The sequence below is a fragment of the Proteiniclasticum aestuarii genome, from assembly GCF_017368455.1.
Classification (GTDB): Bacteria; Bacillota; Clostridia; order Clostridiales; family Clostridiaceae; genus Proteiniclasticum; species Proteiniclasticum aestuarii.
In genome coordinates, this window is sequence record NZ_JAFNJU010000010.1 from 81,660 (window position 1) to 99,824 (window position 18,165).

Below are 18,165 nucleotides of genomic sequence, written 5' to 3' on the forward strand. Positions count from 1 at the left end.
CATGCGTCATCAACCGTTCACGCTGCAGCAGGCACAAATGGAGGAGAAAAGCATGACCGGCCTCCCTAAGGTGACTATGCTGCCATCCAGTTCTACTTCTCCATATTCCGCATAATCTCCCGAAAACGCTTTGTCGCCTTAGGTGAAGGGTTTCCCTTTCTGCAGAAATCGTAGTCTGCCAGTTTTCGATTCGGTCTTTCAACCACCAAGCTCCCCTCATGATCCAACTTGGTTTTCAGCACATCTAATGCTTCAGCAAATCGTTCATCCTTCCTTGCTTTCTCATAAAATGAAAGAACATATGTGTAGTAGAATATATTGTATCTCAAAAAGGGATATTCCACCTTCATAAACTGACTTCCAATCCCAAAGTGGCATGGTCCTATGGGCTTGCGAATCCTCCAATGCTCGAGCAGTGTTTCAACTGCTTCGTCCAGCCCTGCTTCAAAGCGGTCTAATCCGCTACATCTGAAAGCATCCAGTGCCCAGAGTGTGACACCTGGATTCGAGTGTTCCGTTTCAGGACCTCTACCACCCGAAAACTTCCTGCATCTCCAACCACCGTCCTCGTATCTGTTCCCCATCAGATAGCTGAGCAGCAATCTCACTCTCGGGTTGTCACCATAACCATTTCTGCATAGTGCTGCAGCAGCTGCTGCCGAGTGGCAAGGAAAAGGAGTTCCTTTGGGTGCAACTCGCACCCTTCCATCATCCTGTATAGAATCCATCACCTTTCCCGCAGCACCGGAAACAGCTTCATGGTCCCTGTCCATCTCCAACTCGCTTAGAATCAGGAGCGACTCTATTGTACTAAAAGGTCCCCCAACACCGATCCTGCCATCTGGAGTGGACCAGTAATCGGCACCATTGTCATATCTTGTGCTCAGTATCTTCTCAATATCTTTCAAATCAGCCTTTTTATTCATCGATGCAATCTCCCCATTACTGGCTTCCCCTTAATTTCCTCTTAGGTTTCACCAGATGGTAGCTTTGAGCAATCATCCGCTCGAGCAGTTCAAAAGGCACATCACTTTCCGTCACCACGGTGTTCCAATGCTTCTTGTTCATATGATATCCTTCCGTAATTCCTTCAAACTGTTCTCGTAATTCAATCGCCTCATCAGGGTTGCATTTCAGATTGATGTAAACAGTACCGCTCCGCTCAGCAATCAAACAGAACATCTTGTGATTTGATGACAGCTTCATCACAGCTGTAACCGCATCAAAAGGATAGTCTTCATAGCATTCAAAATGCGCAAGACAATAATCGATTAGTTCTCTTTTGGTCATATTTTTCTCCCTCCTGTTTCATCATGTAGCCAACCTGACTGAATATCTGTCACTTCTTTGAATCGCATCTGAGTATGAACTCAACTATCCGTAATATTATTCAATCGGACAATTCCATTCACTTGTTTTTCACAGCAGCCCCCTATTCCTGCTTCAGCTTCCTGATTATATACATATGGAATTCTGCATCAAATTCCGGATAGTCGGTGTACCCATCCAGCAGAATCTCAAAAGGCACTCCGCTCTCTTTTATGATGCTTTTCAGTTTCTCTTCTCTTTCATTGCCTTTTTGCATGAAATTACACACCAATCCACCAGGTTTTATTTCCTCCATTATTCTGCGGAGCAGCCTTGTTTCTTTTTCAACATCATTCTTATAGAAATGAAACATGGAGTCCAGTAAGACGATGTCATATTCATTCGTGATATCAAATGAACTGATGTCCGCAACAACGCCCTCCACCTGGAGTTTTTCTTGTTTTGCCGCCTTGTTCAGTTGTTCGATGCCCACATCAGAAATATCTACTCCTACTACGCGATACCCAATTCCACCTAAAAACAACGCATCTCTACCTTGCCCACATCCGAGATCAAGCACCACATTTCTTTCAGGGTAACTCTCAAAAAAATCAACCAGCCCTGGATAGGGTTGCCCAAAATAGGATTCTTTTCTGTAGTGTCTGTTATATGGATTGCTCATCTTATCTCCTTTATCTCCCATAGATCTTTGATTTCACACAACAGCCCACTTCATCTCTGCTTTGCAGTGCAGTGTTTCAGTGCACCCGGATTCTGTTCTTCGGACCCTAAATCACTTTATTCAGATTTTCCAGGTGAAAAGTTTTAGCAGAGCATTAGTGTACCGCGTTTTCTTTTATAACCGTCAAGCCACTTTTCATTATCTTTTTCTCGTTGTACATCTTTTCGTCGGCAGCATTGATCAGATCATCCACATGGGTTTTATGCTTGCTGTCAAAATCAACAATGCCATGACTGATGCTTATAAGATACGGTCTTCTGTCGTCTAGATTGATTCTCTCATAGGCCTCTTTGATCCTTTGCCAGATGGCTTCCGCCTTCTCGGAATCAATGCCGTTGAAAACAATCAGAAACTCGTCACCACCTACTCTGACAAGAAAATCCTGAGCTCTGATCGTCTCTTTTATGACATCTGCTACGGACACTATAAGTTCGTCCCCGTATTTATGGCCAAGCGTATCATTGACTTCTTTCAGACCGTTGATATCAATGAAGCACAGGCTGACTACAAAATGTCTCTTCTCATCTTTTGGAAACAAATCATTCAGTCTCATAATGCCGGTCCGTCTGTTTAAGGTCCTGGTTAATGGATCAAACTCGGAATAGTATTTGATTCTTGAATAGGTTTTTCTGTTCACATAGATGAGGAAGCCTATAACAGCAGAAATGATGCCGATGAGGAGAAAGTAGAACACATTCTTCTCTATCACGTGAACCGCTATGTTCAAGAGATCATCCTCAAAATATCCAATATTCTGGGAGTTTCGGCTAAACAAGGAAACGATATACCAGCTGCCATCTCCCAGAACAATCTGCTGATGCTCACCGGTTCTTTCTTCTGAACCAAATCTTTGTCGCAAGGCCACCGATGCTGAAGTTACCAGTCCCTCATCCGTTGTCGTCTGGGCCTCATTCCGAATGATGGACAGCCATTCATCCGGATATTCCTCAGCGAAAGTATCCCCCTTTTTTTCATCAAACATGAAATTCCAGTCACAATCGGGATCAGCAGAGGACAGCCTGTACCCGTCAGCATTAATCAACGTCATTTCACCCTGGCTATTGCTGGCCAGGTCCCTGAATCCTGACAGCATATGCTCAGCAAGATAGTTCAATACAATCATACCTTGCAGGGCTCCCTGCTCATCATAGACCGGTGTAGAAATCCTCATCATCGGTTTGTAAGGAACTTCAACTTCCCCCTGTTCAATATTAAGATCCAGGGGAGACACATAGACACTATCTTCATTCAGCTGAATGGTTTCCGTGAAGTAATACCTGTCTTTCTTGTTTTGCAGCTCCTGAAAAGGTACTACGTATCCTCCATCCTCACCATGATTGATGCGTATCTTTTCATTTCCATTGGTATCGATGAATCTGATCTGATCATAGATTCCTCTTTGTGTGATAAACACCGTCCAATTGTCTGCAATATTTCTATAGTCATCTCTTTCAAACAATTCACTCTGATATGCGCGATTCAGGTAATGCAGATCTGATAAAATCATATGGAACTCACGACCTATAAAGTCATTTTCCAGATTTACCACTCTTTGCTCCTGACTCTTTAACTCCGCAACCCTTTCTGTCCTCACCTGCCTTTCTATAAGAAATAAGACAAGAAAGGAAAGGAGAAACACCAGAAGAAAGGACAAAACTGAATACCGCACTAACTGTTTCCTGCCTTGATGGTTTTCATAATCCACTAAACCTACCTCCACGCATAGCAACATAAAATCATCTCATTACTAAGTTGCTCTAAAATATATTTACTTATATAACATACTTTATCTCAGCTCATTCATCAACTCCGAACTCTTGTACTGACCAGATTTAACTCACCTGCCATGGCATCGTTAAGCATTTCTTGAAAGACCTTCCGATTCTTCCAGGAACAGTATCCACTGCGAGAGATGTTCATGAATCTAAACCGTCTTCGCGGCTGAGTATTCAGGGTGACTCTATGTATATCCATAGATTACTCTTGGTTTTTCGCAAAGTAAGCATCTGCATTTTTTACATGTCGTGCTCCATTTTAAGTTCCGCATTTTGAAGCTGCAGGGTGGCATTTCCGGATGATGTAAATTGGGTGCCGCGATCATCACGGCATCCACCACATCCTTATAGAGCATTTCCTCCAGACTAAAAGACCCACCATTTCTCCTAGGGCTTACTCGTCTCTGATTCTTTCCAGATTGTCTCAGTTTCTTGAAGTCTGTGCTGAAAGTTTCGCCTCTTTTATGAGACCATTGGAGAACATAACGACGTAGTCCTCTGCGATATGTCAGATTCCTAGTATACCTGCTCTGATCATACTTCTCGCATCCTCTTGTTGTTACTCCTATGGTATCACGGCAAGAGAGGGACTGTTCATGAAATTGAGAAAAAGATCTTCCTTCTCTTCAGTGAAGATGTTCAGCCGGTTGTTTCAGCTGATTTTAATCTGACAGAGTCGCCTGTCTGTAAATTGACGGATATATTTTCCTTAAGAGTATTTAAAGAAAAAGGAAAGGGACCCTTCCAACCTCAAAGTTCCCGCAGAGCGATTGAAAAGGGTCCCCTGCTACATTAATTAGCATGGTAGTTATATCAGACCTTGAATCGGAATGGAATAGTGAAAAAGACATTTATCAATCGGAGTATGGAGAAGAGTCCACCATCGCAAGAATCTATGCATAACGCAACAACAGAGCTTCCATACATGCCATCAGCAAGATGATTCCCATCCTTACTAGAACGGTGCTCGGGCATCATCAGGACACTTCCACCGGAGCATACAACGAAGATCTCCTCTACCATAAAATCATGAACTGAAAACAGGCTCGATATGAGTCTTTTTCAATGGTTTTGTAAACTCTTCATTGTGTCAACCATACCGCCTCACCAGTAGATTCATTCTGCAAACTCTTTGATGATTTTCATGAGATCAGCATCCGTCTTATATCGGACAAACCCTGAGACAATAGTTTCCGGCAAATACACTGTGATTTCATCTGAATATCCATTGTTCTGGAAACTGATTATATATCCATATCCACTCGTCCAGAGATGCAATCCTGATACCTCCGTCTTGACCCCTTTCAGGCTTTCCATCATATTAACCAGACTTTCCTCTTCAAGAACAGTTTCTTCCCCTGTAGATCCGTTTCTAATCATAATCTTTTGCGGATCCTGTCTTAGCGGATTACTTGTACCTACCCATATCGCTGATATCCCAGCAACTAAAGCGATGGCAACAAAGACATTCCTGAAACCCTTTTTCATTTGAATCCTTCCTCCTTGTTTTATCATCAGATCTCACTTTCCGAAAAGAATGAAGCGCCCTGCATCTGAATCATTCTTTCTATTCCGGATCTTCATCCAGGACCCATGGCAGCCTGATTCCAGAAATACCGATCAGTATATAGGGTTCTTCCATCTGAGGATTCGGGCACGGATTTTTTTCATGAGATCCCTTAAAGATATGGATGGCAAGCTCTTCACTGACAAGGTTTATTTCATGTTCATCCAGGGTTCCTTTCACTGGATAGAAGGACAGATACTCCTTCTCATTACTCCGGTGATCAAACTGAAATGGCATGATTTCCAGTGGATAATCGGTATCTAAACCCAGTTCAGTCAACAGCTTTGATGTTTGAGGATACTTCATTTTAAAGGTCTTATTGTAGTTTCTGCAGTATGCACAGCTGCATTGCTGCTCATACTTTAAACGATAAGCCCTGGTAGCTTCCTTATCAATATTAATCTGCAGCTTTTTCATTATGAGTTCTCCTTATTTCAACCTTTTCCTGCATTCTACAACCATCACATCGTCTCAAAATTGCTAAAGTCAACATGAATGCTTCTTCAGAAACTTCTCAGCGATTATTACTACAGATCTTCGATGACTGTATTGTTGTTCTTCCGCAAACTGGAGCATGGCAGATTGATTCTTCGAGTAGTCGTAATAATGATCAAAACATTCCAGTACCTTACCACATACAATTCGGTTGCACTCAGGTGAAGGTTCTCCTTTGTGATAATAAGTAATATTGGGCACTTCCAGCAATCTCCTGGTGATCTCATCTTCCAGCTCAGGCTTGGCGAGGACAATTTTCCATGCATTACCGGCAACATTGGCTGCAGTGATCATCTGTGGATCCTGAATCAGTGCAAAGTACTCCTCATAGACCACCTTAAACTTATCTTCATTATCGACTGATGAGAGATTAGACAGAGTCAGGATTCCATCCCATTTGATGAAACTGTTTTTATGATGGAGCCATTTGGCAATATTCTCAAAGTATGGATAGACCAGTTCTGGCTTCTGCTCACTCACCTTACGAATAATTTTCGTACAGGCATACTTGAGACTGGATGTTTCTGTTGGAACCATGCTCATCAAAGAGTTGAGGATCGTTGGATCTTTAATGGCTTCATCGATTATCAGATTCAAATCCGATTTTGATTTCAGATGATTCATCAGTATTTCATTATCCACGATACTTTTCCTCCTTCAAATTCATATCAAGCTTCTATGCTGGAGTCGTAGATTGAGCTGCATGCAGAAATCATCTCTTTAGATCTTACGCACACAGCGATGCTTTCCCGATCATTTTATGTATTTCCTGAAATCAGCAAGCAGGAAAACAGCTGCAAACTGTTCATTTGAACGCATGTCGAAAACAACAGGAAAGTACTTGAGTTTCCCCATTTGCGGTGTACCGTCAATCATACGCTTGACTTCATGGTTAAGTGGAAGATTCATCACATCTGAACGAAATTTTTCGGGAACATAAATAGTCACCTTGAAAAAACCGTCCCAGATTGATAACCAAAAAACAGTTGTTTCATGTTGACCGCCTCGGGCACCTGTCCAGTTGAAAAGTCCTTTTGCCAGCCACGCCTTGCCATCGTTGTAGTAACGCCAGTCTATATGAATATCATGACTGGCAAGTGTGCCAATAAATTCGATATAGGCGTTATTCGCTTCTCCCAGCGCAGTTGCAATTACATCATAGGATGGCTCTATTTCAGGATTTCTGAGCATTTGTTCTGACTTTGATTCCATATTGCAATAATCTTGTCAAAGACATATTAAAATCTATCAGCCTTGTTCCTTCCTGTTCCACGAGTCCGATTTTGCGGTATTGGATCTCACCTCCGAGCGCTTACATTCCCATACTACGGTGGAGCACAGGAGCAGTATCTTACTGGTGATTACACTACTGCGTCATATCAGGATGGAGTGATACTAGAATTGAAGTTTCTTTCTAGTCCACAATCACATTCTTCACAGATATGGACCGTTTCTGATAATGGAAGCTTTGGTTTTTACACGTCCACACTCACTCCAAGTCTTGATGATGAGGTTTGTTTTCATATTCCTTTTCGTTGTCTGGTGCGTATAGTCTCTTCATATGTTGCTGTTCTTCTGTGAAGTGATCAGGCCTGATTTCAGATTTTTATACTATTACCTTCTTTGACAACTTACCTCCTTCTTTATTTTTCAGGTGTTTGAAAGATAATCTGCGTAGCAAACTACGAAGCCTTTTTCGAGCTGCCTTTCAACATATCCTTCTGCATAGTCCATATATCATCGACTATTTGTTCAGCATGCTTCACTTCAATTTCTCAATTTCTCCTTTAACGTCATTTATTATTCCAATACTATAAACAGCAGAAATCGCAAGTATGAGAACAAATGCAAGAGCTACCCCTGTTGGAATCCAGATAAGAAACACCAGGCGCAAAATGAGCGCAAAAGGGAAGAAGATGAAAATAAGAATCCAAGGTAAATTCACTTTAATAGAATATAATGGACCATACATAGAAAGTGCTGTTTCTTTAAAATATTCTCTGAAAACACGATCTCGTTCACTTCCTTCTTTGGAAAGACCTCGATACAGAAATAATGATGAAAATCCAATGGTGATGCCATATTGCCACCAGTCAACTGGTACAATGTCAGAAACAAAAAGCGGAATTGCACCTAGACAGAATAAACCCATGAAAAAGTATGATTTGTTATAAATCTTCATTTGCACGTACCTCTTATAATATTAGTAATACTTTGAAAAACTATCATCTACTAAAATAATACACCAAATTTCCTTATCTACTCCCATTTCTACATGCTCATTTCTCTACCGAGACTCCTGACTATTCCTTTTTCCACATCTTCATTACAATTTTGACATCACATCCAAATTCTAATGATCCTGTTTCCATTTTAAGTTATATTTCCAGCTGCAGCGATGCTTACCATCACGAAATCATTTATAAGCAGGACTTCTTACAAATTATTCTGTCTGAAACAGGATTGACAATTGAGCAAAGAAACAGGAATTCATTTTATATCCTTTTCACCAGTTCCTTACATAACATCACAAGGTCATAGCGAATGCCATTGCGGCTTCTCCAACTTCTATTTGACCATTCCTCCTGCGACACATCATCTCCGCCATATATAATCGCCCCATAGGAAAAGCCTCTGAACTGAGCCACTGCTATGCATCCTGCCTGCTCCATTTCTACAATTTTGGCACCTTCCCTCTTTCTGAGCTCGATTCTATCCCTTGTCTCCCTGAATATGGCATCTGTTGTCCATGTCAATCCTTGAATATGGGGTATATCATGATCCTTCAGGTACCGGACTATTTTTTCTTTCACTACCCTATCTGTATATATGTATCTTGATGCTTCAATATAGTGGTAGGAAAAGCCTTCATCCCGGATCGCACCATCCACAACAAGGAGCTCGCCGACGGCAATATCCTTATCCAGGACACCTCCACCTCCACAAAAGATCACCTTATTGATTCCCATGGCATGAAACAGATCCAGATTTCCTGCGCAGGCAGGACACCCCACCTGACCCAGTGTGATCAGAGTGGAAGCATCTTCAGCGAAATGATACACATATACCGGATTTTCACCGCCTATCGTCCTTTCAAGCAGAATGACTTTCTCGCTGATCAGCCGGTCAATGACCTCAGGGAAAAAGGTGATGATCATTTGATCTGTTTTGAATTTTTCTCTCACGAAATGAATTGGATTCAGTTTTGCTTCTTCATCAGTATCAAATTCCAATATCGGAAAAGAGCTGTGTTTTATCATTTTTTCCTCCATCAACAAAGTGTACTTCACGCAGAATCAGTAGAATAGGCTGTTCTTATTCAGGTAAACCCGGATCGCTTTCTGATGAAACAGTATTTCTCTTGAAATATCACATCATAACCCGCATAAGTAACAGATTTAGCTATGCTGTAGATATATTCACATTATAATATATCTGGATAAAATCTGATACAGTCACTATTTTAGATTCAGTATTTTTGTAGTATGATTCACCCAAAAATCCTCAGCAATCATCTCAAAAGATTGGTGAAACTCTACATGATTAAACCCTGGAAACAGCTCCTACAGCTTATTCCAGGGTACTTCTAACTTAATATATTTCCAGCAGATTAACGGTCTCTACGTGAAAAATAATGAATTGTTTTATTCTCTGTCATGACAATCCCAGCTTACTGAGCATTCACAAGCAGACAGAAATTATCGTTCCCATTTCAGATAGACCATATCTACAAGCTGCGTTCCGTCCTCGAACATCGGATGGTCATAATTGTCCGTAAAGAAATTTTCTATTCGATGTGATTCTTCAAATCCGCATTCCTTGTAAAATCTCAGCACTGAAGGCACATCCCCCGTTCCGACAAGCATCCTATTGCAATCAGTGTAGTATGAAAACAGAAACTCTATCAGTCTTTTTCCATAACCCTTTCGCTGATAATCGGGCATAACCGCTATGTTCTTAATCTCGTAAACACCGTCGGCCACTTTAGTAACCACACATTCAGCTTTCACGCCATCATCGTCCAGCACAAACATTTCACCACGTTCAAGGTACCTGTCTATCATGTTTTCCTGTTCGTCGGCCAATAAGAGCAAGTCGATAAAGGCTTTTTTATTATCTGGAACTTTTCTTATATTCACAAGTAGTCACCCTCCATCTGAAAATATAGATAATACAAAATAATGGAACCCCGGAAACCTCTCCTAATGCTCATTCCTGGGTTCTTTACACTTATTTTCTTTCTAGAAGTACGACCGTCTCATCGTAATTTGAGACGCTTTAATAGAAGACTAGGATACGAGCGGTCTTCTAATAAATTTTATGCTCTTTGAGAATTTTCAATATGTATAAACTTAGATAGGTATTTTCAGATATCTTGCTAGATAACTCATCTGAACAGCGCTAAGCCAAACTGGTATTAATTTTCTAGTCACCGATATGGTTTTCCAGAAGCTACTAGAATAGCGTTCTTCTCAAACTCACAAACTTCGTTTGCTTCTTCTTAACAAAAGGATATAATATGATAAATAATCCTGTTAATACCGTAGCAAGGCACAAGACAAATAACCATTCCAAATTATGATATTCAAGAAAAGCGGGCAATCCAGTGCTTACAGTAGATGTGCTCTCATCACCAACTACTGCAGAATAGATCTCAACAGGATTTATAGAGCTTAGTATGCCTATGATCAGCATACCTAGAAAACCAATGGAAGAGAATGAGATTCCCCAGATATTATTAGAGGCCCCAGTGAATCTTTTGCTGCTTTCGATCTTATTATCCTTTTTGATTTCACCATCATCAGTATACTTTATCTCATCTTTCAATAAATAATCAATCGACACATTGAACAGATTACTTAGCTGAATGATGTTTTCTGTATCCGGTAAGGAACTATCTAATTCCCATTTAGAAATAGCCTGCCTGGATATATTGAGCTGTGAGGCTAGCTGTTCTTGCGATAGACCGTTTTGTTTTCTTAAAGTTTGAAGTTTTTCTCCAAAAGTCATTATGACCACCTTCTATGCTAGTGATCTAATTATAGAATTTAGGTTGGCTCTATTCTACCAATCAGACATTGAACTTTCGCAACTAACAGTTGCAAACCTTGTTAGAGAGGGATTTTCAACTGTATTCTTGCCTTCTATAAAATAATCTTATCCATTCAACTCTGCCTTTTCACAGTGTTGGAAAGGGTCTTGCATTAGGTTGATTTACACTTGAAACCATCTTTGAATTTGGGTTCTAATCATGTAATTCTCTCTTAAAATCAGATATTTCATGTGCTTATCTAGCAACCCTTGACATCAATACCCTGTCTCCTCATGCTTGGAGATGAGTTAATAGCTATCAAAAAACCTACTATATAGACCTCATTTTTCTGATGGTCGTATGCGGGAACTCACTCGACTATTTCAAAAACTTGAGAAACGAAGTAATACTCATTTCCTGGTTCTTCTTCTTTTCTGATTTCATTATACTGTGAGAGCATAAACGCTTTTATGACCCGATATTTCCCGGGTTTTGCATTCTTCCAGTATTCAAGATGAATTTGGTGCTCCTCTTGACTATTGGGCGGAAGATGATAGAGTTCTGGCGTAACTTCTGCATCTACAACGGATTCCATCTTATACCACTTCCCTAATCGCTCTCTTTCAAACTCAAAATCTGAGCCATACCAGATGGTCTGATCTGTTCCATTAACGAGCGTATAAGTTATGATATTATTATTTTGCCGAACGTCAGTGATTTCTACCTCAATTATAGAATTCAGCCCCAAACGATCGTATCCTGATCTGTTCCAGCCACTGCAACCAGTAAAAATAGAGACCATGATCAATATAAAAATGATTAATCTATTCTTCAAATGTAAGCCTCCCAACAACAATATCAATTTAGCGCCAAGCAAATAGTGCATGCATCAATGCACTATTCTAAGATCTGAATTCTTGAATACATAATAACTTAGGCTAACTCATTTCATCTCTAGCTCATCAAGGAACCTTCTGAGCAAATTCCAATTATTGCAATTACAGCTTATCACTAATATTATAACAATTTTAATAATATAAACATATGATAATTTAATATTTACTCCACGTAAAAACCCACCGGCATCACACCCGTGGATTTATAGTAAATATTCATTTTCTCGATTATCATCACCCAAATGTTAAATCCTTCACTTATTCTAATCGCTATCCAAAAACTTACTACGATGACTATAACTGAAATGAGCCATCAATTTGAATATTACATATAATAGTTACTTTTCTATGTAGGACTACAATTATCTCCACATGTGTAAAAAAGATAACATTGAGATCCGAGATTGATCTTACTCCGCTTAGTATATGCTAATCTTTAGGTGAGTAAGAAACCTTCCTATTTTTGGAATCTATGTCTCTTTGTTACTATCTTTGTCATCGTAACATTGAGAAACATAGTGATAGAAACAAATAATATTATAACTACAATCAATGCATCAATCGTATCTTCGATTGCAGCCCAATCACCTGTATGCACTTCGTTTGCAATATTTAAGAACTGAATCATAAGTGATATTAGAGTAAAGCCTAAACTTGAAATTATAGAAATAACAATTCCCCCTGAATTTGCATACGAGATTTGCCAAATTGGGATTCCCCAAGCAATCAGGCCAGCGATGATACTACCAACAGAAAACAGCACTATTTCCCCATCAGAAACAAGCATAAGCAATAACAATATTGCAACGAGCGCAAACCCTGAGAGTATAACACTTCCAATACCTTTCACAACTTTTGACGTTATCTTTGATAACTCGATTGTGTCCATCATTAGATTCTCAGCCTCTTTCGTGCTTATATGTTCATTCTCATTACGCTTTGCCTGCATCAGTTCAACCAAACTCACTCCCAATGCTTTTGCCAGAGCTTCAATACTATTTATATCGGGCAATCCAATACCCCGTTCCCATCTCGATACAGCTTTATCAGTAACATGAAGTTTTTTAGCAAGATGGGTTTGAGTCATCCCGAGTTCTTTTCTTCTTTTTGCATTGAACTACTCCCCCTTAAAATGATATCAGATCATTTTTGAAGAGGGAGATTCCTAAGTATGGGAGCCTAACGGCTCCTATTTTATTAGGCTATCTCCGCAGTTCCTGCGGTTCTTGAGGCTGTTATTCGTAGAGCCTCTTTTTTTATGTTGATACTGGCATTCAAATCCCTGTCATGATGCGTATTGCAAGTAGGGCAGGTCCAGTCTCGAACACTCAGTTCTTTGACCTGGGGGTTCTTGTGCCCACATACATGACAAAGCTGGCTTGATGGGAAGGATTGGTCCACCTCAACAAGCGTTTTGCCATACCAGTCTGCCTTGTAGCGGATTTGATCTTTAAACTTTGCCCACGACACATCACCAATTTGTTTTGAGAGTTGTTTATTTTGAAGCATCTGAACAATATCCAAGGACTCCATGCCAATAATGTCGTGGTTTTTGACAATCTTGGTTGAGAGTTTATGAAGAAAATCCAAACGCTGATTTTCAATATTTTCGTGAATACGAGCAACTATTATGCGTTGTTTCTGGTAATTTTTGGCCTCTGATAATTTAATCCCTTTCTCTAAAGCGAGTCTTTGTCTTCGGGCCAGGATTTGCTGTTCCTTTTTAAGCTTCTTCTGAGATTTTTGGTAATATTTCATATTAGGAGAAGTCATACCATCTGAGAACACAGCAAAATCCTTAATGCCAACATCAACGCCTACCGAGCTGCCCGTTTTGGGAAGTTCCTCTATATCTGTTTCACAAAGAATGGATACAAAATACTTTCCGGAAGGCTTGCGACTAAGGGTAGCATTGATGATACGGCCTTCCAGTTTACGACTCTCTTTAATAGAAACCCAACCAAGTTTTGGCAGTTTCAAACGACTATCTTCAATCCTGATATTATTATTCACAAACTTGGTTGTGTAGGATTGAACAGGGTTCTTCTTACTCTTAAAACGAGGTTTGTCGTTCTGCTTTTTGAAGAACCGGTCAAACCCATCAGCCAGATGACGTGCAGATGTCTGGAGTGCGATACTGTCTACCTCGTTCATCCAGATGGTGGCATCTTGCTTCTTGAGCTCTGTAAGAATAGCTGAACATTTATTATAGGACAATCCTGAACCTGTAGTTTCGTAAAGGTCCAGCCACGCATCAAGGAGGTAGTTAAACACAAATCGGGAGCAGCCGATGGTTTTGCTAATCAAAATCTTCTGCTCATTATTTGGATATATTCTGAACTTAAAAGCTTTGTGTTTCAGCATATCATCGCTACTCCCTTCAAATATTATAGTACTATTATATCGCACTTAAAATAATAATTCTATTATTCAGAAATATTTGGCGAAATTCATTCCCCACTTAAGAAGTGGGGGTATTCTTTCAGGTTTTAGATAAATCCACCTCCCTTATAACTTCATACTATTTCCTCAAGTCTGTTTCAATCAACCGATGTTTAGTTTATATTCTCATGTATAAGATAAACGTGCTGTTTACCTCAAAAAATCAAATTACACGAGCAAAAGTCAGTCATTAAGCAAACAGCTTGAACCGTTGCGTTTTACTGGAAACATAAGCTTCGAATCATCATTAATATATTATGGTCATCATTCTCCTTCAATACCGCATAACTTCTACCTCTTTCATGAAATCACTTCCATTGCAGAATCTAAAACAGGGTTACTTCTTATGTGTCCATTCATTCTCTTCTAAATACATATCAAAATCATCTTTTTCAGGTGCACTTAACCGTTTTTTATTAAACTTCTCATATTCTTTCTCAGCAAGCTCTTTAGCCACTTCACGTGAAATAGACCCTGCACCAGTAAGAATATCTCTCTCATTAAAATTTAGGAAGGCATTAAGCTTTTCTTCCCAATCCTTCATATACATAGGATTACGTCTTTCTGCCTGATCTTCTGCATAATCGAGATACATGGTTACAATACGATTGAGGGACTTTATCTCTTTTTCCGTCAAATAATTCTTCGCAACAGTGATATCGCCTTTACGCAACTTAATACCCTTCCAAGTGGTAAGTCCCATATTATCTTTTGACGCATCAGCTCTTTACTCAGTAAGTTCTGCTGCCGTATGTCCATGAATAGCAAAATGGAGCTTGTTTTGCACTGTTGCAAAGAACTTTTTAGCTTCTTCTGATTTTCCATCATAATCTATGGATAAGGCATAGATATCTGTGATCTTTTTATAAAATCTTTTCTCTGAGGCTCTAATATCACGTATGCGTTCTAATAGCTCATCAAAATAATCATCACCAATATTACGCATACTCTTAAGGCGTTCATCATCCATGGCAAAGCCTTTAACTAAGTATTCGTTTAATCTTTCTGTTGCCCACCGTCTAAATTGTGTACCTCGACTAGAGCGTACACGGTAACCTACTGCAATGATTAATTCCAGGTTATAAAAACGTACTGTTCTCTCAACCTCTCTATTTCCCTCAGTTTGAACTATTCGGTTTTCCCGAATAGTTCGATTTTCTTCAAGTTCACCTTCTGCATAAATATTTTTTATATGCTCATTTATGGTATTAACGCCTTTTTGATAGAGCTCAGAAATCGTCTTCTGTGTCATCCATACAGTTTCATTTTCAAGTCTTACATCTATTTTTGTTTTTCCATCTTCTGTCTGATATATGAGAAAATCGTTATTATTTTCCAATATAACCCTCCTTCACCATAAGTAGCTTCAATCTATGTTCCTTATTATTATAATCTTACCAAAGTGGCTATAACTTAACCACATAAACCTCGTTTTGCTTTATATTTTCTTTCCAACTCAGAATTGATTTTGAGAAATCTTTTTCTCATGTCATCTTTTCATCAAGCGGGCATAAAAACATAGCTAACTGTATTGTATACTTCATTACGTTTCCATCTGCCCTTATGATCACCTCATGGCTATTTTCATCATAATACTGTGGAACATGATCTTCATTCTTGACTCTTTTCTTTGTAAGAAAATCCACGGTGAAGGTCTTCAGAAATAGGCATCCCCGATGTACTTCTCGTTCAAGAGAATCTTCTTTATGGTCTTCGGTTGCCACCTTGGTTTTCCTGCAGCTGTTAAAATAACATCCATCTCTAGATTCCTACCAATGTTTGTTAGGTTTTTACCCTCAAGGTACTCCCTATATATACGCTTAATGACTTCAGGCTCTTCAGGAACAATCATCAAGTTGCCTTCTTCATCTTTTGTAAAGCCCATAAACCGATTGTAGTTGACCGGTACTTTACCCTGCTGATATCAATATTGAAGTCCAAGTTTAACATTCTGCGAAAGGCTCTGGCTTTCTTGTTGTGCGAGGGATGCCATAATGGTCAGAAGTACCTCCCCCTTGGCATCCATGAGTTGATATTCTCCTTCTCGAAAAATACTGAAATGTTCTTATCCTTGAGCTGCCTAATATTCTTTAGGCCGTCCAGAGTTTTCCGGGCAAATCGATGTACCTCTCCATGCACTCGTCAATCGTGCGGATGTACTATTCTCGTTTTTTCGTATTCGCGCCTGAAATACCGTCATCTGCAAAGATGCCATCAAACTCCCACTCAGCATTTTCCTTTATGAAGTCTGTATAATGGGCTACCTGCACCTCATAGCTTGAGTTCTGCTCTTCCGTTTCTGTTGAAACTCGGCAATAAGCAGCAACACGCAGTTTCTTTACTTTCTCTTTTGCGGCTTTACTTCCCACCCTTTTTCGTGCTGGATAGATTGCAGTTATACTTTTCTCATCCTATTACGATTTATTCTTACATAAAAAACCGTGATTATCCCTCCGGCTTAAAGCCAGATCTCAAATCACGGAAAACTCTTATTTACACACGTTTCTAATCTCTTACTTCTCTACCCTTGACATCAATACTACCGTCTCAACATGATAGGACTGTGGAAAATTATCCACCGGAGTGACCTTCATGGTCTTAAATCCGAAGGATTCCAGAATACCTAAATCTCTTCCCAGGGATCCCGGATCGCAGGATACATAGACGATCTTTTCCGGTGCGATTTCTCTGATGGCTTCTAGAAGCCTGATGTCGCATCCTTTTCTCGGCGGATCCACCACCACCACATCTGCTCTGATCCCCTGATTTATGAGATCCACAATGACTTCCTCGGATTTACCCACAAGAAATTCGACGTTGTCCACATGATTCAGGGCCGCATTTTCCTTCGCATCCATAATAGCCTGGGGAACCACTTCAATGCCGTAGACCTTTTTTGCCTTCTGGGAAAGAAATAGAGAGATGGTTCCAGCTCCGCAGTAACAGTCAAACACAGTTTCCTCACCAGTAAGACCAGCATACTCCATTGCTTTTCCATACATCACTTCCGTCTGGACCGGATTCACCTGGAAGAAGGAATGGGGAGAAATCTTGAACCTGAAAGGTCCGATATAGTCCTCTATGAACTCTTTCCCGTAGACCAGAACATTTTCCCTGCCCAGCACCAGATTGGTATCCTCATGATTGATGTTGAGAAGCAGCGACTGAAATCCATGAAGCTCCTTCAGCCTTTCCAGAAGCACCTCAAGATGAGGAACCTTTCTATCCGTCACCACCAGGACCACCATGAGGTCTCCCGTTGTGAAACCCTTTCTCACCATCAAGTGTCTCAGGATCCCTTTGGGATCTGTCGTCAAGTCATTGTGATAAGTGGACACATTAAACTCTTCCGCCCAGGTTCTCAGCACTTTAAGCACATGATCTCCATCCTGATGCTGCACAATGCAGTTTTCAATATCCACGATTCTGTGGGATCTTCGGGCGTAGAACCCCGCCACAAATTCTCCGTTCACTCTGCCCAGAGGTATCTGAACCTTATTCCTGTATCGGAAAGGATGCGCCATGCCAATGGTCTCCTCCACAGGAGAAAAATCAATCTTTCCGATGCGCTCCAGAGAATCCTTCACTCTCTTTCTCTTGAATTGCAGCTGCCCTTCATAGGACGCGTGCATGATGTGGCATCCCCCGCATCTGTAATAGTATGGACAGGGCGGCTCCACACGCTTCTCACTCTTTTTTTCAATCTCCAGCATCTTTCCGAAGCCATAATTCTTGTTGGTCTTCAGGACCCTGACCTTCACTTCCTCTTCCGGCAGCGCAAAATCGATGAACAGTGGATATCCATCCACTTTCCCGATGCCTTCTCCCGTGTGTCCCTGATCCACAATCTGTATGGTAAGCTCATCATTTTTCTTCATCATCTATTCCCCATTCACTTCATTTCTTTC

16 protein-coding genes and 2 pseudogenes are annotated in these 18,165 nt (G+C 40.3%); all 18 read right to left on the reverse strand.

What is annotated here, in order from left to right:
* Positions 1-92: 92 nt before the first annotated feature.
* The 18 genes and pseudogenes from J3A84_RS12735 to rlmD all read right to left on the reverse strand — a co-directional run bounded on the left by J3A84_RS12735 (position 93) and on the right by rlmD (position 18,138).
* A complete protein-coding gene (locus J3A84_RS12735) occupies positions 93-926 on the reverse strand; it encodes a prenyltransferase (protein ID WP_207600418.1) in 834 nt (277 codons plus the stop codon).
* Between the two features lie 16 nt (positions 927-942).
* Positions 943-1,290, reverse strand: coding sequence for an MmcQ/YjbR family DNA-binding protein (locus J3A84_RS12740; RefSeq protein ID WP_207600419.1), 348 nt, complete (start codon positions 1,288-1,290; stop codon positions 943-945).
* A 142-nt stretch (positions 1,291-1,432) separates the two neighbouring features.
* Complete coding sequence (locus tag J3A84_RS12745; RefSeq protein ID WP_207600420.1) at positions 1,433-1,990, reverse strand: class I SAM-dependent methyltransferase; 558 nt, start codon at positions 1,988-1,990, stop codon at positions 1,433-1,435.
* 154 nt (positions 1,991-2,144) lie between these two features.
* Positions 2,145-3,599, reverse strand: a complete 1,455-nt coding sequence (locus J3A84_RS12750) for a diguanylate cyclase domain-containing protein (RefSeq protein WP_207600421.1) — start codon at positions 3,597-3,599, stop codon at positions 2,145-2,147.
* A gap of 1,342 nt (positions 3,600-4,941) precedes the next feature.
* Positions 4,942-5,313: a hypothetical protein gene (locus tag J3A84_RS12755; RefSeq protein ID WP_207600422.1), complete on the reverse strand. Its 372-nt coding sequence runs from the start codon at positions 5,311-5,313 to the stop codon at positions 4,942-4,944.
* Between the two features lie 79 nt (positions 5,314-5,392).
* The gene (locus J3A84_RS12760; RefSeq protein WP_207600423.1) at positions 5,393-5,809 is read right to left on the reverse strand and encodes a hypothetical protein; all 417 of its coding nucleotides are present in this window, start codon (positions 5,807-5,809) and stop codon (positions 5,393-5,395) included.
* A 69-nt stretch (positions 5,810-5,878) separates the two neighbouring features.
* Complete coding sequence (locus J3A84_RS12765) at positions 5,879-6,529, reverse strand: hypothetical protein (RefSeq protein ID WP_207600424.1); 651 nt, start codon at positions 6,527-6,529, stop codon at positions 5,879-5,881.
* Between the two features lie 111 nt (positions 6,530-6,640).
* Entirely contained in the window at positions 6,641-7,099 is a 459-nt protein-coding gene (locus J3A84_RS12770; protein WP_207600425.1) for a DUF3788 family protein, read from the reverse strand.
* 550 nt (positions 7,100-7,649) lie between these two features.
* On the reverse strand, positions 7,650-8,069 hold the full coding sequence (locus J3A84_RS12775) for a hypothetical protein (RefSeq protein WP_207600426.1): 420 nt from the start codon (positions 8,067-8,069) through the stop codon (positions 7,650-7,652).
* A 313-nt stretch (positions 8,070-8,382) separates the two neighbouring features.
* The gene (locus J3A84_RS12780) at positions 8,383-9,147 is read right to left on the reverse strand and encodes a nucleoside phosphorylase (RefSeq protein WP_207600427.1); all 765 of its coding nucleotides are present in this window, start codon (positions 9,145-9,147) and stop codon (positions 8,383-8,385) included.
* Positions 9,148-9,585: 438 nt separating this feature from the next.
* Positions 9,586-10,026 carry a GNAT family N-acetyltransferase gene (locus tag J3A84_RS12785; RefSeq protein ID WP_207600428.1) on the reverse strand — a complete coding sequence of 147 codons (441 nt, stop codon included), beginning with the start codon at positions 10,024-10,026 and terminating at the stop codon, positions 9,586-9,588.
* 316 nt (positions 10,027-10,342) lie between these two features.
* Positions 10,343-10,897: a helix-turn-helix domain-containing protein gene (locus J3A84_RS12790; RefSeq protein WP_207600429.1), complete on the reverse strand. Its 555-nt coding sequence runs from the start codon at positions 10,895-10,897 to the stop codon at positions 10,343-10,345.
* Positions 10,898-11,289: 392 nt separating this feature from the next.
* The gene (locus J3A84_RS12795) at positions 11,290-11,754 is read right to left on the reverse strand and encodes an immunoglobulin-like domain-containing protein (RefSeq protein ID WP_207600430.1); all 465 of its coding nucleotides are present in this window, start codon (positions 11,752-11,754) and stop codon (positions 11,290-11,292) included.
* Positions 11,755-12,272: 518 nt separating this feature from the next.
* The gene (locus tag J3A84_RS12800; protein WP_207600431.1) at positions 12,273-12,902 is read right to left on the reverse strand and encodes a helix-turn-helix domain-containing protein; all 630 of its coding nucleotides are present in this window, start codon (positions 12,900-12,902) and stop codon (positions 12,273-12,275) included.
* 110 nt (positions 12,903-13,012) lie between these two features.
* The gene (gene tnpB / locus J3A84_RS12805; protein WP_207600432.1) at positions 13,013-14,179 is read right to left on the reverse strand and encodes an IS200/IS605 family element RNA-guided endonuclease TnpB; all 1,167 of its coding nucleotides are present in this window, start codon (positions 14,177-14,179) and stop codon (positions 13,013-13,015) included.
* Positions 14,180-14,594: 415 nt separating this feature from the next.
* Positions 14,595-15,509 (reverse strand): annotated as a pseudogene (locus J3A84_RS12810) (virulence RhuM family protein).
* A 310-nt stretch (positions 15,510-15,819) separates the two neighbouring features.
* Positions 15,820-16,656, reverse strand: a pseudogene (locus J3A84_RS12815) (recombinase family protein); the annotation flags it as partial.
* A gap of 114 nt (positions 16,657-16,770) precedes the next feature.
* Entirely contained in the window at positions 16,771-18,138 is a 1,368-nt protein-coding gene (gene rlmD / locus J3A84_RS12820) for a 23S rRNA (uracil(1939)-C(5))-methyltransferase RlmD (protein WP_207600433.1), read from the reverse strand.
* Positions 18,139-18,165 lie beyond the last annotated feature (27 nt).